Annotated in this window: 25 protein-coding genes; 23 read left to right on the top strand and 2 right to left on the bottom strand. The window is 53.7% G+C overall.

What is annotated here, in order from left to right:
- Positions 1–17: 17 nt before the first annotated feature.
- From BM412_RS27970 to murA, 14 genes are all read left to right on the top strand, one after another.
- Positions 18–404: an NADH-quinone oxidoreductase subunit A gene (locus tag BM412_RS27970; RefSeq protein WP_090982453.1), complete on the top strand. Its 387-nt coding sequence runs from the start codon at positions 18–20 to the stop codon at positions 402–404.
- Positions 389–907 (top strand): NuoB/complex I 20 kDa subunit family protein, encoded by a 519-nt coding sequence (locus BM412_RS27975; RefSeq protein ID WP_090982261.1) that lies wholly within the window; start codon positions 389–391, stop codon positions 905–907. The genes BM412_RS27970 and BM412_RS27975 overlap by 16 nt, the downstream gene beginning before the upstream one ends.
- Positions 904–1,911 carry an NADH-quinone oxidoreductase subunit C gene (locus BM412_RS32805; protein ID WP_091224976.1) on the top strand — a complete coding sequence of 336 codons (1,008 nt, stop codon included), beginning with the start codon at positions 904–906 and terminating at the stop codon, positions 1,909–1,911. Before BM412_RS27975 ends, BM412_RS32805 begins: the two co-directional genes overlap by 4 nt.
- Before the next feature lie 6 nt (positions 1,912–1,917).
- Positions 1,918–3,018: an NADH-quinone oxidoreductase subunit D gene (locus BM412_RS27985; RefSeq protein WP_091224977.1), complete on the top strand. Its 1,101-nt coding sequence runs from the start codon at positions 1,918–1,920 to the stop codon at positions 3,016–3,018.
- The gene (gene nuoH / locus BM412_RS27990; RefSeq protein WP_091224978.1) at positions 3,018–4,028 is read left to right on the top strand and encodes an NADH-quinone oxidoreductase subunit NuoH; all 1,011 of its coding nucleotides are present in this window, start codon (positions 3,018–3,020) and stop codon (positions 4,026–4,028) included. Before BM412_RS27985 ends, nuoH begins: the two co-directional genes overlap by 1 nt.
- Before the next feature lie 87 nt (positions 4,029–4,115).
- Positions 4,116–4,571, top strand: a complete 456-nt coding sequence (nuoI, locus tag BM412_RS27995; RefSeq protein WP_091224979.1) for an NADH-quinone oxidoreductase subunit NuoI — start codon at positions 4,116–4,118, stop codon at positions 4,569–4,571.
- A gap of 3 nt (positions 4,572–4,574) precedes the next feature.
- Positions 4,575–5,096, top strand: coding sequence for an NADH-quinone oxidoreductase subunit J (locus BM412_RS28000; protein ID WP_091224980.1), 522 nt, complete (start codon positions 4,575–4,577; stop codon positions 5,094–5,096).
- 1 nt (position 5,097) lies between these two features.
- Positions 5,098–5,400 carry an NADH-quinone oxidoreductase subunit NuoK gene (gene nuoK, locus BM412_RS28005; protein ID WP_090982274.1) on the top strand — a complete coding sequence of 101 codons (303 nt, stop codon included), beginning with the start codon at positions 5,098–5,100 and terminating at the stop codon, positions 5,398–5,400.
- Positions 5,401–5,404: 4 nt separating this feature from the next.
- On the top strand, positions 5,405–7,273 hold the full coding sequence (nuoL, locus tag BM412_RS28010; protein ID WP_091224981.1) for an NADH-quinone oxidoreductase subunit L: 1,869 nt from the start codon (positions 5,405–5,407) through the stop codon (positions 7,271–7,273).
- On the top strand, positions 7,273–8,904 hold the full coding sequence (locus BM412_RS28015; protein WP_091224982.1) for a complex I subunit 4 family protein: 1,632 nt from the start codon (positions 7,273–7,275) through the stop codon (positions 8,902–8,904). The genes nuoL and BM412_RS28015 overlap by 1 nt, the downstream gene beginning before the upstream one ends.
- Positions 8,905–8,907: 3 nt before the next feature.
- Entirely contained in the window at positions 8,908–10,476 is a 1,569-nt protein-coding gene (locus tag BM412_RS28020; RefSeq protein WP_091224983.1) for an NADH-quinone oxidoreductase subunit N, read from the top strand.
- Positions 10,477–10,871: 395 nt separating this feature from the next.
- A complete protein-coding gene (locus BM412_RS28025; protein ID WP_091224984.1) occupies positions 10,872–13,859 on the top strand; it encodes a S8 family peptidase in 2,988 nt (995 codons plus the stop codon).
- A gap of 31 nt (positions 13,860–13,890) precedes the next feature.
- Positions 13,891–14,136 (top strand): DUF1146 domain-containing protein, encoded by a 246-nt coding sequence (locus tag BM412_RS28030; RefSeq protein ID WP_091224985.1) that lies wholly within the window; start codon positions 13,891–13,893, stop codon positions 14,134–14,136.
- Positions 14,137–14,358: 222 nt separating this feature from the next.
- The gene (gene murA / locus BM412_RS28035) at positions 14,359–15,762 is read left to right on the top strand and encodes a UDP-N-acetylglucosamine 1-carboxyvinyltransferase (protein ID WP_091224986.1); all 1,404 of its coding nucleotides are present in this window, start codon (positions 14,359–14,361) and stop codon (positions 15,760–15,762) included.
- A gap of 655 nt (positions 15,763–16,417) precedes the next feature.
- Here the strand turns inward: murA and BM412_RS32275 are convergent.
- Entirely contained in the window at positions 16,418–16,744 is a 327-nt protein-coding gene (locus tag BM412_RS32275) for a hypothetical protein (protein WP_177246129.1), read from the bottom strand.
- A gap of 112 nt (positions 16,745–16,856) precedes the next feature.
- On the opposite strand from BM412_RS32275, the gene spoIID reads away from it, so the two are divergent.
- The 7 genes from spoIID to BM412_RS28075 all read left to right on the top strand — a co-directional run bounded on the left by spoIID (position 16,857) and on the right by BM412_RS28075 (position 22,878).
- Positions 16,857–18,041, top strand: a complete 1,185-nt coding sequence (gene spoIID / locus BM412_RS28045; RefSeq protein WP_091224988.1) for a stage II sporulation protein D — start codon at positions 16,857–16,859, stop codon at positions 18,039–18,041.
- Positions 18,042–18,144: 103 nt separating this feature from the next.
- A complete protein-coding gene (locus BM412_RS28050; RefSeq protein ID WP_091224989.1) occupies positions 18,145–18,894 on the top strand; it encodes a M23 family metallopeptidase in 750 nt (249 codons plus the stop codon).
- 205 nt (positions 18,895–19,099) lie between these two features.
- A complete protein-coding gene (gene spoIIID / locus BM412_RS28055; RefSeq protein WP_090575384.1) occupies positions 19,100–19,387 on the top strand; it encodes a sporulation transcriptional regulator SpoIIID in 288 nt (95 codons plus the stop codon).
- A gap of 136 nt (positions 19,388–19,523) precedes the next feature.
- Positions 19,524–20,531, top strand: a complete 1,008-nt coding sequence (gene mreB, locus BM412_RS28060) for a rod shape-determining protein MreB (RefSeq protein ID WP_091224990.1) — start codon at positions 19,524–19,526, stop codon at positions 20,529–20,531.
- A gap of 245 nt (positions 20,532–20,776) precedes the next feature.
- The gene (locus tag BM412_RS28065; protein WP_091224991.1) at positions 20,777–21,640 is read left to right on the top strand and encodes a flagellar hook-basal body protein; all 864 of its coding nucleotides are present in this window, start codon (positions 20,777–20,779) and stop codon (positions 21,638–21,640) included.
- 48 nt (positions 21,641–21,688) lie between these two features.
- Positions 21,689–22,510 carry a flagellar hook-basal body protein gene (locus BM412_RS28070; protein WP_091224992.1) on the top strand — a complete coding sequence of 274 codons (822 nt, stop codon included), beginning with the start codon at positions 21,689–21,691 and terminating at the stop codon, positions 22,508–22,510.
- Between the two features lie 17 nt (positions 22,511–22,527).
- Positions 22,528–22,878 carry a DNA-directed RNA polymerase subunit beta gene (locus BM412_RS28075; protein WP_177246130.1) on the top strand — a complete coding sequence of 117 codons (351 nt, stop codon included), beginning with the start codon at positions 22,528–22,530 and terminating at the stop codon, positions 22,876–22,878.
- 139 nt (positions 22,879–23,017) lie between these two features.
- Here the strand turns inward: BM412_RS28075 and BM412_RS28080 are convergent, their stop codons facing one another.
- Positions 23,018–25,189 carry a hypothetical protein gene (locus tag BM412_RS28080; protein ID WP_091224994.1) on the bottom strand — a complete coding sequence of 724 codons (2,172 nt, stop codon included), beginning with the start codon at positions 25,187–25,189 and terminating at the stop codon, positions 23,018–23,020.
- 265 nt (positions 25,190–25,454) lie between these two features.
- Here BM412_RS28080 and BM412_RS28085 point away from each other — a divergent pair, with 265 nt between their 5' ends.
- Together BM412_RS28085 and fabZ are read left to right on the top strand one after the other, a co-directional pair.
- Positions 25,455–26,036 (top strand): CDP-alcohol phosphatidyltransferase family protein, encoded by a 582-nt coding sequence (locus BM412_RS28085; protein ID WP_091224995.1) that lies wholly within the window; start codon positions 25,455–25,457, stop codon positions 26,034–26,036.
- 158 nt (positions 26,037–26,194) lie between these two features.
- Positions 26,195–26,626 (top strand): 3-hydroxyacyl-ACP dehydratase FabZ, encoded by a 432-nt coding sequence (fabZ, locus tag BM412_RS28090; RefSeq protein WP_090982305.1) that lies wholly within the window; start codon positions 26,195–26,197, stop codon positions 26,624–26,626.
- The last annotated feature ends 71 nt before the right edge of the window (positions 26,627–26,697 follow it).

Raw genomic sequence — 26,697 nt, forward strand, 5'->3', positions numbered from 1 at the left:
CCTATAGACTCATACCCATGGAGGCGAATTGTGTGGAGAAGTACATCAACAATTACGTGATTGTGGCGATCTTCATTCTTCTCGGTATCCTGCTTCCGGTGGTTGCTTTGGCTGTCGGCCGTTTACTGCGTCCGCACAAACCGAATGAAGAGAAGAAGACCACTTACGAGAGCGGGAATGAGCCCGTTGGTGAGGGGCAGGTCCGCTTTAATGTGCGCTACTATTTGTTCGCGCTCATGTTCGTTATCTTTGATGTCGAAACCGTTTTCCTATACCCTTGGGCCGTTGCGTATAAGCAACTCGGCTTATTTGTGCTTGTTGAAATGGCCATTTTCACAGGATTATTGTTAATTGGACTACTCTACGCCTGGAAGAAGAAGGTGCTCAAATGGAATTCAATTTAGAGTCGATTACGCCCGAGGAACGTAAAGAGCTGGAACGCAACGTATTTATGGGTACGCTGGAGGAACTGAAGGCATGGGCCCGCAGTAACTCGCTTTGGCCGCTAACTTTTGGACTGGCGTGCTGCGCGATTGAGATGATGGGCACGGGCGCTTCCCACTACGACTTGGACCGATTCGGCGTTATGTTCCGAACTTCGCCGCGCCAGTCGGACGTGATGATTGTGGCGGGTACGGTCACGAAGAAGATGGGACCGCTGCTTCGCAGGCTTTATGATCAAATGCCTGAGCCCAAATGGGTAATAGCCATGGGTTCATGCGCAACCGCAGGCGGACCGTATGTGAAATCCTACGCGGTCATGAAAGGCGTCGATCAGATCGTCCCTGTTGATGTTTACATACCGGGCTGTCCGCCGAATCCCGCAGCACTTATCTATGGTATTAATAAACTTCAAGAGAAGATCCGCTACGAGGCGAAGACCGGGAAGCGGGTGACGAATCGATGAGTGATGATAAAGAGAAGGAATTGGAGCAGAAGGAGCAACCTGCGAGCGAGAGCCAGTCGGAATCGAAGCCGGAGCAGCCGGTGAGCGAGACCTCTGCGGAGGCGCAGCCGGCTGAGCCGGCGGCGGCGCCTAGCGAACAAGCTGCCGAGCCTGCCGCGGCAGCGCCGGCAAGTGAGCCCGCGGCTCAGCCTGCAGCGAGCGAGCCGGCAGTGGAGCCGGCGGCACCTGCAGCGAGCGAACCCGCAGCGCAGCAAGCGTCCGCCGCACCGGCTCAGCCTGCAGCGGAGCAAGCTGCCGTTGATCCGGAGCGCGAAGCGAAGCTGAAGGCTGCCGCGGAAGCGCGCGCAGCACGGGCCGCGGCCAAAGCCGCTGCCGGCGGCGAAGCAGGCGGCGCTGCTCCGGCCGGCGATGTCGACGCGGAGAAGGCGGCGAAGATCAAGGCCGCCGAGGAAGCGCGCGCCGCTCGTGCAGCAGCCAAAGCGGCAGCCGAGAGCGAAGCCGCTCCTGCCGAGCCGAAGCCCCCGTCACCGAAGCAGCCGCAGCTGGATGAAGCTTCGGCCCTCATTCGTTCCATCGTTGCCGATGATACCATCGTTGAAGCTTACATAAATGAACTAAACGGCCATATGCCGACGCTGGTCATTCGGCCCGAGCGTCTGCTTGAAACCGCTGAACTGTTAAAGTCGCATGAGTCGCAGCAATTTGATTATTTGCGGAACTTATCCGGCGTCGATTATGAGACGCATCTGGAAACCGTGTATCACCTGGTATCGCTGCAATCGAAGCGGGAGATGACTGTGAAAGTGAAGACGGATCGCGACAATCCGCAAATTCCGTCCGTCGTGCCGATCTGGAACACGGCGAACTGGAATGAGCGCGAAGTGTATGATTTGCTCGGTATTCATTTTCCGGGACATCCCGACCTGCGCCGCATTATGATGCCTGATGATTGGGTGGGGTATCCGCTGCGCAAAGATTACGAACCGCTAGACCCGGAGGTGTGATGAGCCGTGATTCGTACAGAAGAACTGCTGCTTAACGTCGGCCCACAGCATCCCAGCACGCACGGCGTATTCCGCATTGTCGTCAAGCTCGACGGCGAAGTCATTACGGAAGCCACGCCGGTCATGGGCTACCTGCACCGTGGGACTGAGAAGCTTGCGGAGGATTTGAACTATACTCAAATCATTCCTTATACCGACCGGATGGATTACGTCTCGGCGATGACGACCAACTATGTGCTCTGCCATGCGGTTGAGACCATGATGGAGCTTGAAATTCCGGAACGTGCCGAATTCATGCGGCTGATCGTCATGGAGCTGCAGCGGGTAGCCAGCCACTTGGTGTGGTGGGGCACGTACCTGCTCGATATCGGCGCCATGAGTCCGTTCCTCTTTGCTTTTCGCGACCGTGAAATCATTATCAATTTGTTTAATGAGCTGTGCGGCGCACGATTAACCTACAATTACATGCGCGTTGGCGGAGTCAAATGGGATGCGCCTCCCGGCTGGATCGACAAAGTGCGCGAGTTTATCCCTTATATGGAAGGCAAGCTCGATGAGTACAACAAGCTCATCAGCGGTAACGAAATCTTCCTGGCGCGGATCAAAGGCATCGGTCGTTACGATGCGCAGACCGCGATCGACTACGGACTCTCCGGTGCGAATCTGCGTTCCACGGGCGTGGACTGGGATTTGCGCAAAGCGAAGCCGTACAGCTTGTATGATCGCTTCGAATTCGATGTGCCGGTCGGCAAGAATGGCGATTGCTATGATCGTTATCTAATCCGTCTGGAAGAGATTCGCCAATCGCTTCGCATCTTAAAACAAGCCGTGGAGCAATTCCCGTCCTCCGGCGATGTGATGGGCAAGGTTCCCCGTGTCATACGGCCACCTGCCGGCGAGCTCTATGTCGCGATCGAATCGCCGCGAGGCGAGATCGGCTGCCATATCGTCTCCAAAGGCAAAGCGGAGCCGTACCGGCTTAAATTCCGTCGCCCTTCCTTCGTGAACCTGCAAATCTTGCCGAAGCTGTTAGTCGGGGAAACCATGACGAACCTCATTACCATTCTGGGCGGCATTGATATCGTCGTAGGGGAGGTTGACTGCTAATGGGATCTTGGCTCGAAGAAACACTGACGTGGGGAAACGCGCTGCTGTTCTTCCTATGGGGCGTCATCCTGCTCGTTATCGTACTCGGCTTCGTAACCTATGCGATCTTCTTCGAACGTAAGGTTATCGGCTGGATGCAATACCGGATCGGTCCGAACCGCGTCGGCCCTTGGGGCTTGCTGCAATCGGTAGCCGATATTACGAAGCTGCTCATTAAAGAAGATACCATTCCGCGCAAAGCGGATCGGATGCTGTTCATTCTCGCGCCTGCACTGGCGTATGTGCCTGCTTTTGCCGTGCTGGCGGTTATCCCGTATACGCAAAAGCTTTATTTTGCCGATATCAACGTGGGTCTGCTCTATTATGTGGCGCTGTCGGGCATCTCGACCATTGCCATCGTGCTGGGCGGGTGGTCGTCCAACAACAAATACGCGCTGCTCGGCGGCATGCGTTCCGCTGCGCAGATGATCAGCTATGAAGTGCCGCTCGTCATCTCCGTGGTCGGCGTCATCATGATGTCGGGCTCGCTCAACCTCCGCACGATCGCGGAGCAGCAGGGGGATTGGTTCTGGCAGTGGAACTTCATTCCGCAAATCATCGGTTTCGTCATCTTCGTCATCGCGGCCGTATCGGAGCTCAACCGGACGCCGTTTGACTTGCCGGAGGCGGAATCGGAGCTTGTGGCCGGCTATCACGTCGAATACAGCGGCTTCCGTTTTGCCTTCTTCATGCTGACGGAGTATGTGTACGTGTATGCCATCGCGGCGCTCACGACCGTCTTGTTCCTTGGCGGCTGGCACGCACCGGCACCGTTCCTCACTTGGATCCCGGGCATCATCTGGTTCCTGCTCAAGTTCTCGTCGATCGTCTTCTTCTTGTTCTGGATTCGGGCGTCGATGCCGCGTATCCGCGTGGATCAGCTGATGGGACTGGGCTGGAAGGTGCTGCTGCCGGTAGCGATTCTGAACGTGTTTCTGACGGCGGTCTATATGGAATTGTTCGTCAAATAAACTTCAATCTTCAGATCAGGCGGATGGCCTGACGCGGAGTGAAGTGTCTCTAGCAAATATGGCAGTAAAGTTCAGGAGGGAACTGGAATGAGAGGTCTCTTAAAAGGGCTTGGTGTTACGCTCAAATCAATGACCGAGAAAAAAGTTACCACTTCCTATCCCGATGTGCCGATCGTCATGCCGGATCGCTACCGCGGCATCCAGCATTTTGAACCGGACAAATGCATCGTGTGCAATCAGTGTGTACGTATATGTCCGACGGAGTGCATTTCCCTTGTGGGGAAGGCGAACCCGGATCCGGACAAAAAAGGGAAGGTCATCGACACCTACGACATCAACTTCGAAATCTGCATTCTCTGCGATCTGTGCACGGAAGTATGTCCGACCGAAGCGATTGTCATGACGGGGAATTTCGAATTGGCGTCCTACAGCCGGGATGAGCTGTTCAAGGATCTGAAATGGCTGGACGAGAACAACCGCAACGTCCGCCAAGACAATAACAATATCGGTGCTCCCGCAGCGGCTAAGGGAGGAGCGAAATAGACGATGTTCAACTTCAATTTCTCCGGTGAATTCGTCGCCTTCTTCGTCTTCTCCGTTCTGATAATCAGCGGTGCCGTACTGATGGTCAGCTTCGCCAAAGTCGTACACATGGTCGTCTCGCTTGCCGCCGTATTCATCGGCATTGCCGGTATGTTCGTCCTGCTGGAAGCGGAGTTTCTGGCTTTCGTGCAGGTGCTCATTTACGCGGGAGCGGTCTCCATTCTGATGATCTTCGGCATTATGATGACCAAGCATCAGGAGGCGGAGGCCGAGCAGGCAAAGCCGCTTCGCGAAACGCTGACGGCCATCGGCGCGCTTGCGCTGTTCGGCATTCTCTTCTATGCCATCCGTCAGTCGGAGTTTCCGGAGCCGGAGCAGCCGCTGATGCAGTCGTCGGCAGACAACACGATGGAGATCGGGAAGCTCCTGTTTACCGGCTATGTCATTCCGTTCGAGCTCGTATCGGTGCTGCTGACGGTTGCCTTCATTGGGGCAATCGTGCTGGCGAAGAAGGAGGCCGAATAGGATGTTATCTTCATATCTAACGATGGCCGCAATTCTGTTCTGTATCGGACTTTATGGTGCGCTTGTAAAAAGGAATGCCGTCATCATCCTATTGTCCATTGAGCTCATGCTGAATGCAGTGAACCTCAACCTCGTCGCATTCTCCAAGTATGGTGTCGTTCCTTCGCTGACAGGGCAAATGTTCACCCTGTTCAGCATTGCCGTAGCAGCTGCCGAGGCGGCTGTCGGAATCGCCGTACTGATTGCGCTGTTCCGCGCGCGCGGGACTGTCAATGCGGATGAGTATGACGAAATGAGGAGGTAACGGCATGGATACAAGTTTCTCACAATCAGCCTGGCTGATTCCGCTCTTCCCGTTCGCGGCTTTCCTGCTGCTGCTTGCCTTCGGGCGCGGCCAGCGGATGCTCGGCGTAACGCTCGGTGCTGTTAGCTCCTTTGCGGCTCTGGTGCTGTCGATTCTCGTCTTGATCGAGCATATGACAGACGGTTCCGCTTATTATCAATATGCGTTCAAATGGATCGAGCTCGGCAGTCTCGTCATGAATGCCGGTTTCGAGGTCACGAATTTAACGGCGATCATGCTTGTAGTCGTGACATCCGTCAGTTTTCTGGTCAATGTGTACTCCGCAGGCTATATGAAGACCGATGAACGGATTTCCGTCTTCTACAGCTATGTAGCGCTCTTCACGTTCTCGATGCTGGGCCTCGTGCTGGCGGATAATATGCTGACGCTCTATATTTTCTGGGAGCTGGTAGGGGTATGTTCGTTCCTGCTCGTTGGGTTCTGGTATAGCAAACCGGAGGCAAAAGCCGCGGCCAAGAAAGCGTTCATCGTGACGCGGATTGGCGATGCGGGCTTGCTGCTCGGCATCCTGCTGCTCTATTGGTACATGCCGGATCACGCGCTTGATTTTGTGCGAATCGGCAATGCCTTTGACGGTGGCACAGGTGTAATCGCGGCGGGTGTAACCACCTGGATTGCGATCTTGATCTTCATCGGCGCTGTCGGCAAATCCGGTCAGTTTCCGCTTCATGTCTGGCTTCCGGATGCGATGGAAGGTCCGACGCCGATCAGTGCGCTGATCCATGCCGCGACGATGGTTGCCGCAGGGATCTATCTCGTTGCGCGGACCTTTGATATTTTCCAAGCTTCGCAAACGGCCATGGACATCGTCGCTTATGTTGGCGGCTTTACCGCCATATTCGCCGCTACCATCGGCGTAGCGCAGAACGATATTAAGCGAATTCTCGCTTATTCCACGGTCAGCCAGCTGGGCTACATGATGATGGCGCTCGGCCTTGGTTCGATGACAGGCGGTATCTTTCATCTCTTCACCCATGCCTTCTTCAAAGCGCTGCTCTTCCTCGGAGCGGGCAGTGTCATTCACGCCGTACATACGCAAAACATTCACGAGATGGGCGGCTTAAGCTCCAAAATGCGAATCACCACCTGGACGTTCGGCATCGGGGCGCTCGCGCTCTCCGGTATTCCGCCGTTCTCGGGTTTCTGGTCCAAAGATATGATTCTCAACGAGGCGCTTCATGAGAAGCCGTTTCTCTTCGTAGTTGGCGTGATAGCGGCGTTCTTCACCGCTTTCTATATGTCGAGGCTGTTCTTCCTCGTCTTTATGGGCAAGCCGAAGGGCGATCATGCGCATGAGTCGCCGTCCTCGATGACGATTCCGTTAATCATCCTTGCGGTGCTGGCGGTTGTGGCAGGTTTTGTGCAAACGCCTTGGAACGACACGCTCGGAACTTGGTTAACGGACGGTGCCGAGCAAGAGCACGGCGGCGGAGGTCTCGTCATGGTGATTTCCGCAGCTGTCGGTCTACTGGGCTTGTATCTGGGCTGGCTGGTCTTCGTTAAAGGAACCATTGCACGCGATGCGGTATCTTCAAGAGCGCCATGGCTGGTAAGGCTGCTCGAGCGCAAATATTACATGGATGAGCTGTACGACATGCTGCTGGTGCGTCCGCTGCGCGGGCTGGGCCAGCTGCTGAATATGGTGGATGACTACGTGGTGGACGGACTTGTTCGTGTGGCAGGCGGAACGGCAGTGCTGTTCGGCCGCGGCGGAACAAGGCTGCAATCCGGACAAATCCAAACCTATGGCTTGGTTACGCTGCTGGGTCTCGTCGTTCTCATTGTGGCAATCGTCGGAAGGAGGTTCTGGTAATGCTGGCTGATCTTCCGATTCTCTCTCTTATTACGTTTTCTCCGCTGCTAGGTATTCTGGTGCTTCTGTTTCTGCCCAAGCATCGGAGCCGCTGGCTGAAGGTGGTTGCGATCACGGCCACGATTCTTCCTTTGCTGCTGTCGCTGTGGCTGTATGCCGATTATGACGGCACCAAGGGCGGAAAGGGCTATGAAGAGCAGGTTACCTGGATTAATACTTCGCTGAACAAAGAAGCGGTAGGCGATGTAAGCTCCTATTCGTTCACTTTCCAATATCACATGGGCATCGACGGTTTGTCGCTGCCGTTGCTGCTGCTGACTACCATTGTGGGTGTCATGGCTGCGCTGGCTTCGGTCCACGTGAAGAAACGATGGAAGGCGTTCTACATCTGGTTCTTGCTCCTTGAGGTCGGCATGATCGGGGTATTCCTGGCGCGAGATGTGTTCTTGTTCTTCGTCTTCTTCGAGATGACGCTCATTCCGATGTTCTTCTTAATCGGGATCTGGGGTTATATGAACCGCGAGAAAGCGGCGAATAAGTTTCTGCTCTATAACGGAATCGGCTCTGCGATCATGCTGCTGGCATTCGTGCTGCTTGTCTCCACGGCAGGCTTCAGCGTGGAACAGCTGCCTGAGAAACAGCAGACAAACCTGAGCTATAGCGGCAGCTACGAAGTCATCAGCTCGAATCTGACGAGTCCGGACTCTTATGTGAATATGTCGTCGGAACAGATGCAGGGGCAGGATAACCCGCTCTATCTCTCCGAACGGATGCGCTGGGTTATCTTCCTGCTGTTATTGATCGCATTCGGTATTAAGCTGCCGATTTTCCCGTTCCATACGTGGATGCTGCAGGTACATGCCGAAGCGCCGCCTTCCGTCGTGATGATACACTCCGGCGTGCTGCTCAAGATGGGAGCATATGGTTTACTCCGATTCGGCGTATTCATGTTCCCGGGGGTAGCGAAGGATTGGGCGGTGGCGCTGGCCATACTCGGTGTCGTTAACATTCTGTATGGCGCGATTCTGGCGCTCGTGCAGAAAGAATTCAAGCTCGTGCTTGCCTACTCCTCGATCAGTCATATGGGGATCGTGCTGCTCGGGATCGCTTCCTTTAATGAAATCGGGCTGAACGGTGCGCTCATTCAATTGATCTCGCACGGGTTAATCTCCGCGCTGCTGTTCTTGGTCGTGGGCAGCATCTACGAACGTACGGGTTCGACGGAGCTGAAGGACCTTGGCGGTTTGGCCAGAAGCATGCCGTTTATGAGCGGCATTCTGCTGACAGCCGGTATGGCCTCGCTCGGATTGCCCGGCTTGTCCGGATTCGTAGGCGAGTTCCTCTCGTTCCTGGGGTTGTTTGATTCCATGCGAGTCCTTACGGGCATTGCGGTGCTTGGCGTCATTCTGACTGCAATCTATGTGCTTCGAAGCATACTTGGCATTACCTTCGGCACGATGCCGGAACGGTTCGCGGCTGCACGGGATGTGCGCCTGATTGAAGCAGTGCCGATGATTACCTTGCTGGCTTTCATCGTACTGATCGGGGTGTACCCGGCTGTTCTGACGGAGCCGATGAAGCATGGCTTTGACTTCCTGCTTCAGCAACTTACAGAGAAGGCGGGGAGGTAGACGATGGAAGCTGCACAACAACAGCTGCAATCGCTCACCTGGAGCGATGCAGGCTATCTCGCCCCGGAATGGATATTGATCGCATTTACGATTGCGCTGGCGGTACTGGATTTATTTCTGCCGCGTCGTTCGAGCAGGAGCGTTATCGGCTGGTTGACGCTGGGCGGCATACTGACCTCGCTTGGTTTCGTCGTATGGCGGATGCTGGATATGGCTTCGAAGACGGCGGATGCGGAAGCGGCCGGTCAAGCGATGAGCGGCGTCATTCGAATCATGGCCGACAGTTACCGGATCGATTACTTCTCCAGCATGCTTAAGATCGTGTTCCTGGTGGCCACCGCACTGATCGTGCTGATGAGCCTGGGCACGGTGAAACGCTCGGATATCGTGGATAAAGGCGAATTCTATTATTTGCTGCTCCCGGCAGTCGTCGGTGCGATGATTATGGCTTCCTCGGGAGATCTGATCACGCTCTACATCGGGCTGGAGCTGTTAAGCATTACGACTTACGTGCTCGTCGGTATTCGCAAGCAGTCGGTGCAATCGTCCGAGGCCGCGTTTAAATACGTGGTGACGGGCGGTATCTCCTCGGCGCTGATTCTGTTCGGGATGTCGTACCTCTATGGGATTACGGGGGCGACGAATCTTGGCGCTATCGCGCAAGGCGTTCAGCAGCATGCGGCCGACTTTCCGGCACTGCTCTATGTCGGGTTCTTCTTTATCTTAGCGGGTCTTGGCATCAAAATCGCCGCAGCGCCGTTTCACTACTGGGCAGCGGACGTCTACCAAGGCGCGCCAACGCCGATTACGGCTTTCCTGGCCGTCGTCTCCAAAGGCGCGGCATTCGCGGTTATTTTCCGCATCGTGTACAACGTGGCTTTCTATGCTTCTTCACCGGAGAAGCCGATTGCCGACGATATTTTCCTGGCGCTCAACGTGATGGCAGCCGCTGCGATGCTGGTCGGCTCGACGATGGCGCTTCGCCAATTTAATGTGAAACGGCTTATTGCGTTGTCCGGCGTAGCGAATGCAGGTTACCTGCTCGTTCCGCTTGGACTATCGCTCAAGGGCATGCATGCCTCGAATTTCGGGGAGTTTATCTTCTATCTCGCCGCTTACCTATTGATGACGATCGGTGCGCTTACCGTATTCACCGTCATTAGCAAGTCGGCCGGCACGGATGAAGTAGGCGGCTTCTCGGGCCTCTATTACAGGGCGCCGTGGACCGCAGTGGCGATGGTCGTCTTCGTCCTCTCGTTAGCCGGTCTTCCGATTACGGGCGGTTTCTTCGGGAAGCTGTTTATCCTGCTTGGCGCGGCGCAGTCTCATCTCTACTGGATTGCGGCCATTATGGTTGTGAGCAGCGTGATCTCGTACTACTTCTACTTCGGCATCATCCGGCAAATGTTCATGCGGGCTACTATTGATCATGAAGTGCAAGTTCCGGTCACCAGCGGCATCGTCATCTGGCTGTGCGCTGCTGCAACCGTGGCGCTCGGTATCGTGCCAAGCCCGGTGCTGAACTGGATCAACACCCATTTCTCGATTGTAAATGATTTGTTTGTCCGATAGCGGAGCGGCGAAGCAGGGTTGAATGAGGGTCGAAAGGACGAGGAGCGGGCCTGCGGGTCCGCTCTTTTGTTATGTTTCGCGAGGGGAAGCGGAGCCGAACAAATGGACAAGCTGTAAAAGTGATCGTTGGGGTGCTTTTGAAGGGGACTACTAGTCCTAGTTCTTTATTCTCGGAATTCAACGAATCTTTAGATTAAGTCAGGCATATCGGCGCATAAACATCGGAGTAAACGGCAATAAAAGCGGGACTATCGACCTTTTAATTGTTGTTTCTACAATTTCCTTAAAGGAGAATGGGACTCCGGAAGCGAAACGTTTCAGATCACAGGCTGTGGGTTAAAGCCAGACTAAGATGATCTACTCCACTCCAATTCATTGGGGAATCTATCACTTGTATGAAGCCGAAAGGGACAGTGGCTGTTATGCCGACACTAGTCTGTAAGGATACGTTTTATTCCGCGATGCGCCATTCCGGCCGCCTTCGCTTCGCCGCTGCGGCGGCGTTTGCGCCGCGCCGCGCGCTGCTGCACGCTGCGCTCGCAGCGCTGCTGCTCTGGAGCGCCCCTGCCGGCGCGGCACCCGCCGCCGCCGCAGGGGCCGCTCCCGCGGCTTCGCCGCCTGCGGCGGCAACCGCCGGCCCGCCTGGCGCGGCCCAGCCCGCCGCCGGCGGCGGCCAAGATGAGCCCGCGCCCCCCGGCGGCTGGCTCATCAAGTGGCGCGACCCGGCGCTGGCGAAGCCGCTGCCGGGCACGCGCCTGCTCCGCCGCCTGGCGATGCCGGCGGCGGGCGCGGTGGATGTTGTCCGCCCCGAGGACCCGGGGGCGGACACGTCCGAGTGGCTCCTCCGGCTGCAGCGGATGCCGGAGATCGCCTACGCCGAGCCGATCGGCAGCGTCAAGCTGCTGGCCGCGCCGGCGAGCAACGATCCGGAGCTGCCGAAGCTGCAGCACCTGGATCAGATCGGGGCTCTGACCGCCTGGTCGAAGGTGCATGATCAGCTGGATCTGACCATTGCGCTCATCGACACCGGCGTCGATCTCGATCACCCGGATCTCAAGAACAACCTGGTGGCCGGTACGAATTTGGTCAGCCCGGGCAAACCGCCGGAGGATGACAACGGACACGGGACGGCCGTAGCCGGGGTTCTTGCCGGTGAAGGGAACAATAAAGAAGGCATTGCCGGCATTCTATGGCGTGCCAAGCTTATGCCGATCAAAGCGCTGGATGCCGATGGTTTCGGCGATGAAGAGCGGCTGGGCAAGGCGATCGTCTATGCGGTAGATCACGGTGCTCGGATTATCGTGCTCTCCGTTGGCCTTTATCGGTACTCGCCTTATCTCCGCGACATTGTGCAGTATGCGGAGTCCAAGGGGGCACTGCTTGTTGCAGCCAGCGGGAATGACGGGCTGGCGCTGGGTTCGAAGGCCGAAGTGAAATATCCGGCTGCTTACGCTACGGTACTTGCCGTGGCCGGCGTGGACGCGGACGGGAAACCGGAGTCGCGCTCCAATGCCGGTCCGGAGATTGATATTGCGGCACCATGGCATGTCTATACGACGGCACTGGGAGGCGGGTACAAGCATGAAGAAGGCACCTCGATGGCTGCGCCTCAGGCGGCGGCAGCAGCAGCGCTCGTATGGGCGGTACATCCCGGCTATAAACCCTATCAGGTACGTGCTTTACTCAGGCAGACGGCAAAAGATATCGGCAAACAGGGGGTGGATGATGCCAGCGGCTACGGCCTGCTTCAGATCGACCGCGCTGTAACGGGCGTGCTTCGAGCAGATGGCTACGAGCCGAACGATACCAGGCAGACCGCGCATAAGTTCCCGCTTGGTAAACGGATCGCAGCCGAGCTTGCAGGCGGCCAAGATAAGGATTGGTATACGCTCGATGCGCCTTATGACGGCGTCATTTCCCTTCAGATCCAAGGGCTCCTCTCCGGTGGAGAAACCACGCCGATTCTCCAGATGACCCACGTTGTGGGGGGCGTAGTGCAGGGCACAAAAGTTACGAAACTCGGCAACCAAACGGTGGAATGGAACGTTAAGAAAGGGAGGAATGAATTTGAGCTCCACTACTTCGACTCAACCGCGAAGCAGCGGCTGCCCTATTTGCTCACCTCCTCCTTCGAGATTGCGCCGGACAGCTACGAAGTGAACGATAAGCAATATCAAGCGTTTACGCTGAAGCCGCAGTCCCAGCAGGTGACGGGTAATTTTCATCAGACCGGGGATCGCGACTGGTACGCCATTCATTTTGAAACGGGGGGCACGCTCAAGCTTTCGCTTTCTACCGACTCCGCGCGGATTGATCCCGCACTCGCCTTTGGACGGCAAGGGGCCACGCTGCAGGAAATCGACGAGAACAGTGAAGGCGAGACCGAATCCTCGGAACCGATTAATGTGACTCCGGGTATCTACTACATACGCGTGCATAACGGCATGTCGGCGCAGGCCGGCCCGTCCGCTGCGTCGTATACCTTGCATATAGAGCTTATTTCAAAATATACGGATCCCAACGAGCCAAACAACAAAGCTTATGAAGCAACAGGTGTAGCAAAAGGTTCTGATTACTGGGGTGTCATGGGAGCAGAGGATGCAGACTGGTATCAACTGCGCCTTGGAAGTGAAAGTGTGTTATCCGTGCAGGTTACCGGCATTCCGAGTGGAATCCGAATGAAGGCGGAGGTGTTCGATAAACGGCAGAAGCCGTTATTTACCTTGCAGTCCGCAAAGAATGAGACCGGCATGGTCAAAGAGCAGCGCGTACAGGCAGGCCTGTATTACGTCAAAGTGACGGCGAGCGGCAGCTTTGACAGACAGTATTATGGCTTTCGGATGGACGCGGAACAGGTCGTTGCGGGGTTTCGCGATATTACCGGCCACTGGGCAGCGGATACGATTGTAGCGCTGAGCAAGGACGGCATCGTGGAAGGGAGCGGCAACTACCGCTTCTACCCGAATCGGAGCATTACACGAGCAGAAGCCATCTCCATGCTGGTGAGGGCACTGAATCCGAGTGCAAGCGCGGGACCGGGCTTCACGGATGTCACGTCTAAGCACTGGGCGTACGCCGCCATTACGAAAGCTTCCGGAACCGGATGGGTCGGCGGTTATCCGGGCGGAGCGTTTGGTCCCGGCAAGCCGATAACTAGAGAAGAAATGGCGGTTATTCTGCTTCGGGCCCTTCAGTTGAATAGCGCACGTCCTTATGCAGCGACATTCAAGGATGTGAAGCTGACGCGTTGGTCCGCGCCGGCCATACAGACGATGAAGCAGAAAGCGCTGCTCGGGGGATACCCGGACGGCAGCTTTAGGCCGGAGCAGACGGCAAGCCGAGCGGAGTTCGCGGCCCTGCTGCTTCGCGCAATGAATATGTAGAACTTGAACTTGTAGCAGGGAGTCAATCGAAATGGATCAATTAGCCGCTAATGCGGGCATACATGCACTTATTTCCATCGTTGTGGAGCTGTTTAGCATTGCAATGGCTTGGGTTGTCTTGCAAGAGCTGAAGCTTGACACCATCTTGAAGCGCCCGCGCAGCTCGCAGGCACGCATCTTGCAAATCATGCTCTCCATTGTGCTTGGGCATGGCTTTGCCGGCTTCGTACTTGATTACTGGAACTGGTCGGGCTTGCTGAGGGGAATTGTCGAATAACAAGATGGCAATATGTAAACAATGGGTAGTATATGACGGTACGAAACGAGAAATAGGCTACGAAGACTATAAAAAGGCCATTTTCGGTGCGGGTTCGACAGGTAGAAAATAACGCTTGTCGTTTCTTGTAGACGGGTGGTAAGATGTAGGTTGGGTACGGAGCGCCGTACCATTAATTGTGCATAAGACAAGAATCTACTGCACGCGGAGGGAAACCTAAAGATGAGCAAAATAATCGTCCGCGGCGGCCAGCGACTATCCGGAAACGTTCGTGTAAGCGGAGCAAAGAATGCCGTATTACCGATTCTCGCTGCCACGTTACTTGCAAAGGAAGGCGAGAGCGTCATTCATGACGTGCCTAATCTAGACGATGTAATCACCATTCAACAAGTGCTTGCCGCATTGGGCGGTAAGCTGACATATGACAATGAAACCATGCGTATCTCCGCAGCGAATTTGACTTCGTTTGAAGCTCCTTATGAATGGGTGCGCAAGATGCGTGCATCGTTCCTCGTAATGGGACCGCTTCTGGCTCGACTTGGCCGCGCGAGAATTTCCCTCCCGGGTGGATGTGCAATCGGCACGCGTGCAATCGATCAGCATTTGAAGGGCTTCGAGGCGATGGGCGTCGAAATCGTTCTTGGCCATGGCTTTATTGAGGCACGCAAAGAAGGCAAGCTGAAGGGCGCTAAGATTTATCTGGATGTGGCCAGCGTTGGCGCAACGGAGAACATCATGATGGCGGCTGTCCTTGCAGAAGGCACAACAACAATCGAGAATGCGGCGAAAGAGCCGGAGATCGTTGATCTTGCCAATTACTTAAATGCCATGGGCGCGAAAGTTCGCGGAGCAGGCACAGGCATTATCCGCATTGAAGGTGTGGAAGAGCTGAAAGGCGCTCAGCACACCGTCATTCCGGACCGCGTCGAAGCGGGTACCTTTATGATCGCAGCTGCCATGACCGGCGGCGATGTTCATATTGACGGCGCAATCGGCGAGCACTTGGCACCGGTAATCTCGAAGCTTGAAGAGATGGGCGTTGCCATTACGGAGACAGACAACGGTCTGCGCGTAGTGGGTCCGCAGAAATTGAAATCAGTAGACGTCAAGACGTTACCATACCCAGGATTCCCAACGGATATGCAGTCGCAGATGATGGCGATTCTGATGATTGCCGAAGGCACCAGCATTGTGACGGAAACGATCTTCGAGAACCGTTTCATGCATGTCGAGGAATTCCAGAAGATGAGCGCTCAAATCAAGATCGACGGCCGTATGGCTATCGTAAGCGGCAACACGGCACTGACCGGCGCGAAAGTAACCGCTACCGATCTTCGTGCAGGTGCAGCACTGATATGTGCGGCGCTTTGCGCAGACGGCGAGAGCGAAATCACCGGCCTTCACCACGTAGATCGCGGTTATGTCGACATTACCGGTAAGCTTGCGGCGCTTGGCGCCGATATTCACCGTGTAGATCCGGTCGCGGCTGAGCCTGTGTATACGAAAGTACTCGAAGGCGTAGCTGCCGTTCTCGAGGAACCGGTTGTTGTGGCGGCCATGTCCGCGGAGCCGGTGAAGCGCGAGAAAGAAGCGCCGCGCTTGAAGGTTCAACCTACCTGGGCATAAGATACATTCCTAACACATAATCGTATAAGCTGCCTCGAACGTTCACTTGCGGACGTTCGAGGCGGCTTTTTTATTTTTGGGCAGAATTGCCCGTACTATCTCCCCTCCCCCTCGAAGGAAGCTGAGCGTGCTGAAATCGAACTCTCAACCTCGAAACCACGCCGAAAAGAAGCTGAGCGTTCCAAAAATAGACACTCAGCAAACAAACTAACCTAATACCCCGCGCGAAGGAAGCTGAGCGATCTGAAATTGAACTCTCAACCTCGAAACCACGCCGAAAAGAAACTGAGCGTTCCAAAAATGGACGCTCAGCAAACAAACTAACCCAATTCCCCTCGCGAATGAAGCTGAGCGTTCTGCAATCGAACTCTCAACCTCGAAACCACGCCGAAAAGAAGCTGAGCGTTCCAAAAATGGACGCTCAGCAAACAAACTAACCTAATACCCGCGCGAATGAAGCTGAGCGTGCGGAAATCGAACTCTCAACACACACCAAAACCACGCCGATCGCCTCACGAAATGCTGTAACGAATCGTACAGGTCTTATTTGCCCCAAAATAGCTTCAAAAAAATTCTAACGAATCGTAGAAGCCTTATTTGACGATTAATGGGCAATTCGGACCCGATTTCACCCAAATAAGGCCCGTACGATTCGTTAGAATTCCGGAGGCGAGAAATTCGACCGAATAAGACCTCTACGATTCGTTAGAGCTGAAACGGCAAGCCATTCCGCCCCATCGGCAGCCACTATTCTAGCACGTACGCGTGCGCGGACCCCCAATTCCTCTTCTTCGAAATGAAACAAAACGCTTCGCGGTTCGGAATCGTCAAACCAAAGCTCATCCCCACCCCCATCCGCATCCCCATTCGCACGCGCACCCTCACCCTCACCCGCACCCGCACCCGCACGCGCACCCGCACCCGCACGCGCACCCGCACCCGCACCCGCACCCGCACCCGCACCCGCACCCGAATCCCTCACCCCCGCAACAATCTCTTCTTCCTTTTCGGTACTATCCTACTTTTCCGGTTCATAGACTGTAGCAAATGTGAATTAAGAGAAATGAGATTAGCAGAACAGGAAGGAGCAGCAGATGGAACGTGTGAGATGGCGGACAGGCAGTCCGAGGAGCAGGTGGTTAAGAGGCTGGATGTTGTGGTTTACGTGGGGATTGCTGCTTGTCTTGCTGGTGAGAGGGGCTGTCTATCTCCTGGATGATAGGAATGCCGCTGCCAAGGGCGGCGAGCATAGCCTAACCGCAGAGCAGCAGCAACTGCTTGATGATGTGACGTACGAGCAGCCTGTAGAGGAGAGCGCGGAACCGACCGAGGCGGACAAGCAGCAGGTGAAGGAACAGCCGTCAGTGGAAGCTTCAACAGGGAACAAGAGCGGCAGTAAAGGGCTGAAGTCCCTTAGCGCCTATGACCGTATGTGGGTTAACGTCTACCTCACCAAGGAGAAACGGATTGAGAAAATGCCAATCGAGCTTTATGTGCGCGGCGTACTGGCCGGTGAGATGCCGATTGATTTTGAATTAGAGGCTTTGAAGGCGCAGGCAATAGCAGCCCGAACGTATATCTACAAACGGATGAAAGCGAACGACCACAGCGGGCTAAGCGGTGAAGCAGAGCGGGCTGATGTGGATGATACCGTCATGAACCAAGTATACGTGCCTCTGAATTCGCTTCTCTCGCGCTGGAGCGGAACAACTAAGGAGAAGAACCTCGGGAAGCTGAATGAGGCTGTAGAGCAAACGAAGGGGCAAATCGTGACGTATGAGGGCGAGCCGATCCAAGCGGCCTTCTTCTCCACGAGCAATGGTTATACAGAGAACGCTTCGGATTATTGGGATCTGGACCTGCCGTACTTGCGCAGCGTCGCCAGCCCGTGGGACAAGGCCATCTCTCCCAGCTATAAAGAAACGGTTACGATGACGTTGAACGATTTTAGCAAGAAGCTCGGCATTAAGAAAAGCGCGGTCCGGCAGATGCGGATTCTGGATACGACAGCGGGCAAACGCATTAAGACGGTTATGATCGGCAGGGAGATGTTAAGCGGCAGAGAGATTCGAGAGAAGCTCGGACTAGCCTCATCGCAATTCAATTGGACCATCCTCGATGATGAGATTCAAATCACGACTTTCGGCTATGGCCATGGGGTCGGAATGAGTCAATGGGGCGCGAACGGCATGGCGCAAAGCGGGGGAAAAGCGGCAGAGATTCTCGCACACTATTATTCGGGAACGCAGCTCACGACGGCGAAAGGCTTGGTAGACTAGCACAGCAGTCGCCCCTAGCTTCTCTAACAATCTCAAAAAATGTTAAACCCTCACGTATAAACTGCTAGGTTGTGGCAACAATGGCTAGTGAGGTGATCGAACAATGAGTGATAACAAATCAAAGTTCAATGAAGAAGCTCCCAAAAATGTAGTGGGAGGCACTGCCGTCAAACCATCTGCATGGAGAAAGCTGCTTGCGAAGAAGTGGGCAGCACCGTCAGCATTCCTAGCCGCGGCAGCAATTATCGTAACCTTAATGTGGCTCTATGGGGGAGCTGGGGAAACTAGTAACAAGCCAGCCAGCACCGACGTAGAAGTCTCGCAAGGTACGACGGATGGAATGACAGCGGACCAATTGCCGGCAGATGATGAAGCCGTTAATTCATCGGAGTCGGAACTGATGCAATGGCCTGTTGACCGCAGCCAGCTGGATGTTGTAGCGCCGTTCTATGATGCGAAAGCTTCCGGTGAAGAGCGTCAAGCCGCTTTGATTCAATCGGGCAACACGTTCGTAACGAACATGGGGATTGACTTCGCGAAGAACGACACGGCATTTGATGTAACGGCAGCACTGAGCGGCCGCGTCATCGTATCCGAGAAACACCCGCTTAACGGCAACATCGTCGAGATCAAGCATGCTGACGGAATCGTTACCGTCTACCACAGCTTGAGCGACGTGCAAGTCAAAGTGGGCGATGAAGTGAAACAAGGCACGGTCATTGCGAAAGCAGGCAGAAGCGAACTTGAGAAAGATCTTGGCGTCCACATGCACTTTGAAGTGCGCAAGGACGGCAAAGCGGTTAACCCAAATACGCTTATCACATCTGATTCCGCAAGCGCAACTGAGAACTAGAAGCCAGCGGAGTGCTTTATGAAGGCAGGATACCCTGCCTTCTTTTTTTATGTTCTTTTACGTCCTTTATAGCCCTTCAAAGCGGAAAAGCAGGCGTTTCTGAAAATAATTGCTGTTCTTTGGCTTGTCACGCTTGGACACAAAGAATATATACCCGTACCCCTCATATAATGTACCAAACTATCTCGAGTAGGGAGGCGGGAGCGTGCACGATTACATCAAAGAACGGACCATAAAAATCGGCCGTTGCATCGTCGAGACGAAGCACACGGTGCGGACGATCGCTAAAGAATTTGGCGTCTCCAAAAGCACAGTGCACAAGGATTTGACCGAGCGTTTACCGGAAATAAATCCCGATTTGGCAGACCAGGTCAAGCACATTCTGGAATACCACAAATCGATCCGGCACCTGAGGGGAGGAGAAGCAACCAAAATCAAGTACAAGAAGAGCTCAGGACGCAAGCGCGAGGTTCTTGCCGCAGCGAAATCGTAAGCGATTTTTTCTACAAAAATAGAGGAATTTCGTACATTTCAGCGAATACTATACAAGATGATCATTGCACCCGACTACTAAAGACGATTGTTTTGTATGGAGCATTCGTCATTCGCCGTGGAGGAATTAAGACCTTATGTTTAGCAAGGATATTGGGATTGATTTAGGAACAGCTAACGTGTCCATTCATGTAAGAGGGAGGGGCGTTGTACTTGATGAGCCTTCTGTCGTCGCGATTGAGAGCGAGACGAAGCGCGTGCTTGCGGTAGGTGAAGAAGCGCATCGGATGGTAGGACGGACCCCCGGTAACATAATCGCCATCAGACCGCTTAGAGACGGTGTTATCGCTGATTTTGAAATAACGGAAATCATGTTGAAGGCATTTATCGATCGCGTGGGCGGCCGTTCTTGGTACAGCCGCCCCCGTATCTTAATATGCGCTCCGACGAACATTACGTCGGTAGAGCAGAAGGCGATCCGCGAGGCTGCAGAGCGCAGCGGCGCTAAGGATGTTTTTCTCGAAGAGGAGCCTAAGGCAGCTGCGATTGGCGCAGGCATGGATATCTACCAGCCGAGCGGTAACATGGTTGTTGATATTGGCGGCGGCACAACGGACGTAGCCGTGCTTTCCATGGGCGACGTTGTGACCGCTTCTTCGATTAAAGTCGCAGGGGACAAGTTCGACGAAGCGATCATGAAGTACATCAAGAACAAGTACAAGCTCTTGATCGGCGAACGGACAAGCGAAGATATTAAGATCAAGATCGGTTCCGTCTACGACAATGGGTTCAGACAAGAGATCGACATTCGCGGGCGCGATATGGTTACAGGCTTGCCGCTGACCGTGACGATTTACTCGGAAGAAGTGCGCGAAGCGCTCTGGGAGCCGGTATCGTCTATTGTTTCTGCAGCTAAGTCTGTACTTGAACGGACTCCGCCGGAATTGTCGGCCGATATTATTGACCGCGGCGTTATCTTAACTGGTGGCGGCGCGCTGCTGGGCGGCCTTGATGCGCTGCTTGCGGAAGAGCTTAAAGTACCGGTTCTGATTGCCGAAGATCCCATGCACTGCGTTGTTAAAGGAACAGGCCTGCTGCTTGATCATTTAGACCGTGCACCGCGCAGAGATCACGGAAGACGCTAAGCGATAAACGGATGAATGGCTGCATGCGGGATGTTCGGGTAGGACGCCTTTAGGGGGGCGTGCCAAGGGACAAGCTTTTGTACAGATTAGTTCAAAAGTCATGCAATCGTTCTATTCATCGTAAGGATTGGATAACCGATATAAATCATAGATAACCGCAGATTGGTTTGCGTTTGAAGCCGAGGCTTCAAATGCAGCATTCTGCGCTTCCGATCCAGTACGTTGAGCGCTCAGGAGGTAGCTTCATGCTAAGAGGTCTGTATACAGCTGCATCAGGCATGATTTCGCAGCAGCACCGGCATGATACGGTAACGAATAATATTTCAAACTTAAATACTCCGGGTTATAAAGAGAAAAGTGCGGTGACGCACTCCTTTCCGGATATGCTGCTGCGCCTTTCCGGCGTTCAAGACGGCGGAGGCCGCGTAGTAGGCAAGCTGAACACCGGGGTGTTCGCGGAAGAAAGCTTGCAGATCAACCTGCAGGGCGATCTGATGCAGACGAACCAGTTCAGCGATTTTGCCATTGTATCGGACATTGAAGTGCCCGGCATGACGTTTGACGGTTCAGGCAAGGCGATGTCGGCGGACGGCAACTACGTGTTCCAACCGCAAGCCTTCTTCACCGTTCAGAATACGAATGGCGAAACGCGTTACACGCGTGACGGTCAGTTTAAGCTTGATGACGAAGGTTTCCTGACATTGCCGGATGGCTCCCGCGTACTTGGCGCTAATGAGCAGCCATTTCAGCTGCCCGCCGGGATGACGTTTAACAACCTGACGCTAACGAGCGACAATCAACTGGTCGATGTGGAAACCGGCGTAAGTGCCGGTCAACTGCTCATCTCCGTTGTGGATAACCCGAACAATCTTGTTCGCGAAGGCGACGGCAAGTTCAAGCTTGGCGACGAGAATGTAGGGGTTCGGACGATGGCCGCAGGCGATCGGATCGAGCTGAAACAAGGTTACGTAGAGCGTTCTAACGTGGACTCCGCGCAGTCGATGGTGGACTTGATGTCGGCGGCACGTGCTTATGAAGCGAATCAGAAGGTTATTCAATTTTATGATAAAAGCTTAGATAAAGCGGTCAACGAGATTGGCCGCGTATAACCGCTCGCAAGCAAGGCTTAACGAGGCACGGCAGAGGAGGCTACTGAATTGAACGGTTCGATGATTAATGCGATGGTGTCCATGAATGGGCTGCAGCAGAAGCTGGACTTGCTCGCCGACAATATTGCCAATGTGAATACTGTCGGCTATAAGCGCAAGACCGGCACATTCGAAGATTTGCTGACTACGCTGAAGAAGCAGCCCGAGGTGTTTGATCAGCCGGGACGTTTGACTCCGCTTGGTTTCAACCAAGGCTGGGGTTCGCGCCTGACGATGATTCAACCGGACTTCTCGCAAGGACCCATTCAACAAACGGACCAGCCCCTTGACGTGGCAATCGAAGGCAATGCTTTGTTCGAGGTTACGGTTAATGCCGAAGGCGATCTTGGTTATACTCGCGGTGGCTCGTTCCAGACCACGTTTACGCGGGACGGCGTCAATATCCTGACAACCAAAGAAGGATATCCGATCTCGTCCGTTGACGGCAATCCGATTGAAATCCCCGCAGAGATGAAGGAAGTCAGAATCGATCCGAACGGAAGCATCATTGGTACGCTGCCATCCGGCGAGATTGTTCAGATGGGACAGCTGAAGCTGGTTCAGGTGGACAAGCCTTCCCTCTTGTCGCAAGTTGCGGACAACTTATTCGCCATTGCGGATGGATTTCAGGTAGAAGATGTCATGCATGACGTGAACGCGAGCGCCGAAACTAAGATCGCGATCAAACAAGGTTTTCTGGAGCAATCTAATGTCGTCTTGTCCGACGAGATGACGGAATTGATTAGCGTGCAAAGAGCTTATCAGCTCAGCTCAAGGGCTTTATCCTCCAGCGATACGATGCTGGGCCTTGCAAACAATTTGCGCGCCTAGGAAATGAGTGAATGCGTATGGATGCAAAGAAAGAAACAGCGGCGGGTTTAGAAGGCGTTACTCAAATGGAACGTTCCGGTCTGATGAACCCTGCGCCTGCGGGCGAGAGGCAGCGTCAGAACGGGACGATGCAGTCTGAGCGTGACCCGGAAACCGCTAAAGGCAAAACATCAGCGCGCAAGAAACGCCATCCGGCTCTTCGGGCTTTACTATGGACGCTTCGCAAGAGCATCGTTCCCATTCTGTGCATCGCAGCCATACTCGGCGGCATGTACATGGGCTATACGATCATCGGCAAGCGGCCGGGAGACGACGTGTTCGATATTGCCACTTGGAAGCACATGTATGATCTGGTGTTTGCTGATTAATGGGAAGCCTGCTCTTTGGAGCGGGCTTTTTGGTTTCCGTTTGTATTGCAAGCCGCATAAATAAGCACCTCCCCGAATATCATCGGACTACCGTAGTAGTTGACGATGGGATTCGAAGGAGGTGCTTTTGTTTTACGTTTTATTTTACGATGACACGGATGCTGATGGATTTGCCGTCAAAGGTCGCTCGGACCATCGTGCTTCCTTTGGCGACAGCTGTAATGACGCCGGCTTCCACAGTGGCCACTTTATTGTTGCCAACCGTCCATACGGCACTCTTCGTTACATCCGTGATCCGGCCAACATCATACTCAGCCGTAACTTTAACCGTTTCTTTGCCTTCGGCCGCAAGCGTAAGGGACTTGGCCGACGAGGTCAGCTTCTTCACTTTAGCGACGACCGTAATGGCTACCTCGATCGATTTGCCTTGGTAAGTGCCTGTCAGCTTACCTGTACCCTCCGTCAATGCTTTCACCGTGCTTCCTTTAATAGAAGCAAGTGTTTCGGGATTCATGGTCCAGTTCATCTTGGAGCTCAAGGAAACCGATTTGCCGCTCTTATAAATACCTGTTACTTTAAGGCTCTTGGTGCGGGAGATATTCAGCGAAAGGCTGCTTGCATCCACGAACAGCTTCGTAATTTCCTCTTCAATCGTGACGCGAATCGTAGTTGATTTGCCAAGATACGAAGCCGTAAGGGTAACGCTCGAGGCTTGCAGACCTCTCATATTCGGCGCCTTCACGAGCAAGTTGGCTGAGGAGCTCTTCCACGTAACCAGGCTCGTCACATCTTCTTCTTCGCCGTTTTCATACATGAGCGTAATCACCGGCAGCTTCACTTCTTTGCCTAGGACAACGGAAGCGTTGGATTGATCGGGTGTCAGCATAAGCGGCTTCTCGTGCACGACCACAGTAACGGTGACCGTCTTGGATTGAATCGTACCTGTAAGTACGGCTGTACCGACCTTCTTCGCTGTCCACTTGCCATCCACTTTGTCCATAATGTCTTTATCGCTGCTCGTCCAAGCAACAAGGTTGGTGACGTCGATCGTTTCTTCGGCAATCGACTCGGCTGAAACTTTAGGCAGTGTAACGCTATCGTTTAGGAACGCGTCAACGGTCTCGGAAGCTGCTTTGAGACTGCTCACCGTCGGATAAACCGTGACCGATACTTGCTGGGAAAGACCCAAGTAAGTCGCTTTAATAACGGTTGTACCAATGCCCTTAGGGGTAACAACGCCGTCTTTAACCGTTGCTACGAAGAAGTTGGAGGACGTCCATGTCGCTTTGCTTGTTACGACCTCAGGTGTTCCCGTACCCTTCATAACGGTTACATTGAACGTTACCGGACTATCCTGCATGCTCAAATGCTGATCTTCCTTCGGGTTCAAACGCATAGCTTCATATGCTGGACGCACTACGACATTGATGCTGTTCGACACGCCCAGATGTGTAGCCGTAATCGTTGTAGATCCGCTTCCTACAGGCGTAACGATACCTTTGGATACAGTGGCAACGGCCGTATTGCCGGAAGTCCATTGTGCCGTATCCGTAACGGTTGCGGAATCTTCATCTTCCGTGGTGACTACGGCTGTTAGGGATTTGTTGCCGTCGCCAACATAGAATTCAAGCAGGTCATCCGGTGAAATCGTGAGTTTATCATAAGGAGAGGTTACGATTAGCTTAACCGTATCGCTTCTTCCTTTATATTTGGCTGTGATGGTGGTTTCGCCGGCATTAAGCAGCTTGATGTCGCCATCGTCTACTGTAGCCACATTGGGGTTTGAACTTGTCCACGTTGCGGAGTCGGTCACATCCTCATTCGCGCTACCGCTCTTAATCGCCGTCAGGGTATAGGAGACTGCATCGCCCAGATGGACATCTTCCGTGGCGCCGACATTAGTCCCGCCTTCCGCAATTGTTACGCTGTCGTAGCGATAATTAACGGTTATCGGCAGGGTGACTTTATAGCCTTTGTATGTTGCGCTGACCGTTGCAGTGCCCTTCGCCAAACCCGTAACAACGCCGGCGGACACTTTCAGAATTGCGGTATTGGAGGAGCTCCAAGTCGCATCCGTCGTAACGCTTTTTACAGAAGTTGCACCTTGTATAGTGGCATTCACTTCAAGTGAAATCGAGTCGTCATCGATATAAAGCACGGCGGGTGACGGAGCGTTCTCGAAGGCAAGTCCCGTTACGACTTCATCGGCGTAAGCGAGTCCTGCAAAGGAAGAGAAGCTCAGGACAATGGCAAGCATCATTGTAAGCCAGGCGCGTTGCCACAGGGGTGCTGCGTGTTTGTTCGTGCGCATGATTGTCTAAAACCTCCAAAGACTATAAATTTCCTATCCATTATAGTTAACGGCTTTGGAGGAGGGAAATTGAAGGTGTCAGATAGGTATTACCAAATTTAGTTCGCAGGTCATGGCCGAATTCGTTCAAAGAATCGGCAAGAATGAAGGATTGGAGCCGATCTCTGCATAGTTCGGACAGTTTTATTTTTTCCAGCGTAGAGGTATAATGGGTTAGAATCTTTGAAGCATCTTTTCCGCCATAAAGGTAAGGGGGCGTAAACGTTTGAATCTTCCTAATTTGCTCACGATGCTTCGTTTTGCTTTAATCCCCGTTTACGTGGCCGTATTTGCATCGGACTCTTCGAATCATATGAAATGGGCTTTTCTGATTGTCGTCATCGCGGGGCTTACCGATATTTTGGACGGCTATCTGGCGCGGAAATACGGGCAAGTGACTTCGGTGGGGGCGATGCTTGATCCGCTGGCGGATAAGATGATGATGATTACCGTCATTTTGTCGCTGCTCATTACCGAACATATTCCGTGGAGCGCGGGAGCGGCCATTTTTATCCGGGATGCGGGGATGATCGTCGGGTCGGCATTTTTTCATTTTCGGGGGAAGAAGACGGTTCCTGCCAATTGGATGGGGAAACTGACCACCATCCTGTATTACTTGGCCATCCTGTTTATCTTCTTTGAACTTCCATTTGCCAGAACTTATTTATGGGGTGTCATCGCGTTTTCATTTATAACGTCGTTTATTTACATTTTTCTATTCGTTGGCTTGAACAAGGACGAAGAGGAGCAGGGCAGTGCGGTGCAGAGCACGGGAGAAGAGACAGATAAGAAAGCTCCGCCCATGTAACGGTAAAAAGGAGATTGAGCTCGCCATGGCCGCGATGAACGGTCACAGCGTTCAATCCCCCTTATCTTAACCTCACGACTGCAGTTTCGTGATGGATGGCCTTATTTTGGCACAATACCTTGTAATTTATTACACCGACCTTGAAGGGAGCTTACATCATGTTAGATATTAGACAAATCCAAGAAATTATCCCGCACCGCCCGCCGTTTCTGCTCGTTGACCGCATTATTGAGCTGGAGGAAGGCAAGCGCGCCGTCGGCATTAAGAACGTGACGATGAATGAACCGTTCTTCACGGGACATTTTCCGCAATACCCGGTTATGCCGGGCGTCCTTATTGTGGAGGCGCTGGCGCAGGTCGGCTGTGTTGCGATTCTTAAAGTAGAAGCAAACCGCGGCAAAATCGGTTTCTTCGCAGGCATCGATAACTGCCGTTTCCGCGGACAAGTGGTTCCCGGCGATACCCTTACATTAGAAGTAGAGATCACAAGAATGAAGGGCATGATCGGCAAAGGACAAGCTGTCGCTAAAGTTGGCGATAAAGTCGTGGCGGAAGGCGAAATTATGTTTGCACTGAAGGATCCTGAATAAACTCGGCAGGATAGGGTTAATAAAGACAGGGCCTTGAGCTTGCTACATATATAAAATACTGGATGGAGAGA

This window comes from Paenibacillus sp. BC26 (assembly GCF_900116125.1).
Classification (GTDB): domain Bacteria; phylum Bacillota; class Bacilli; order Paenibacillales; family Paenibacillaceae; genus Paenibacillus_Z; species Paenibacillus_Z lignilyticus.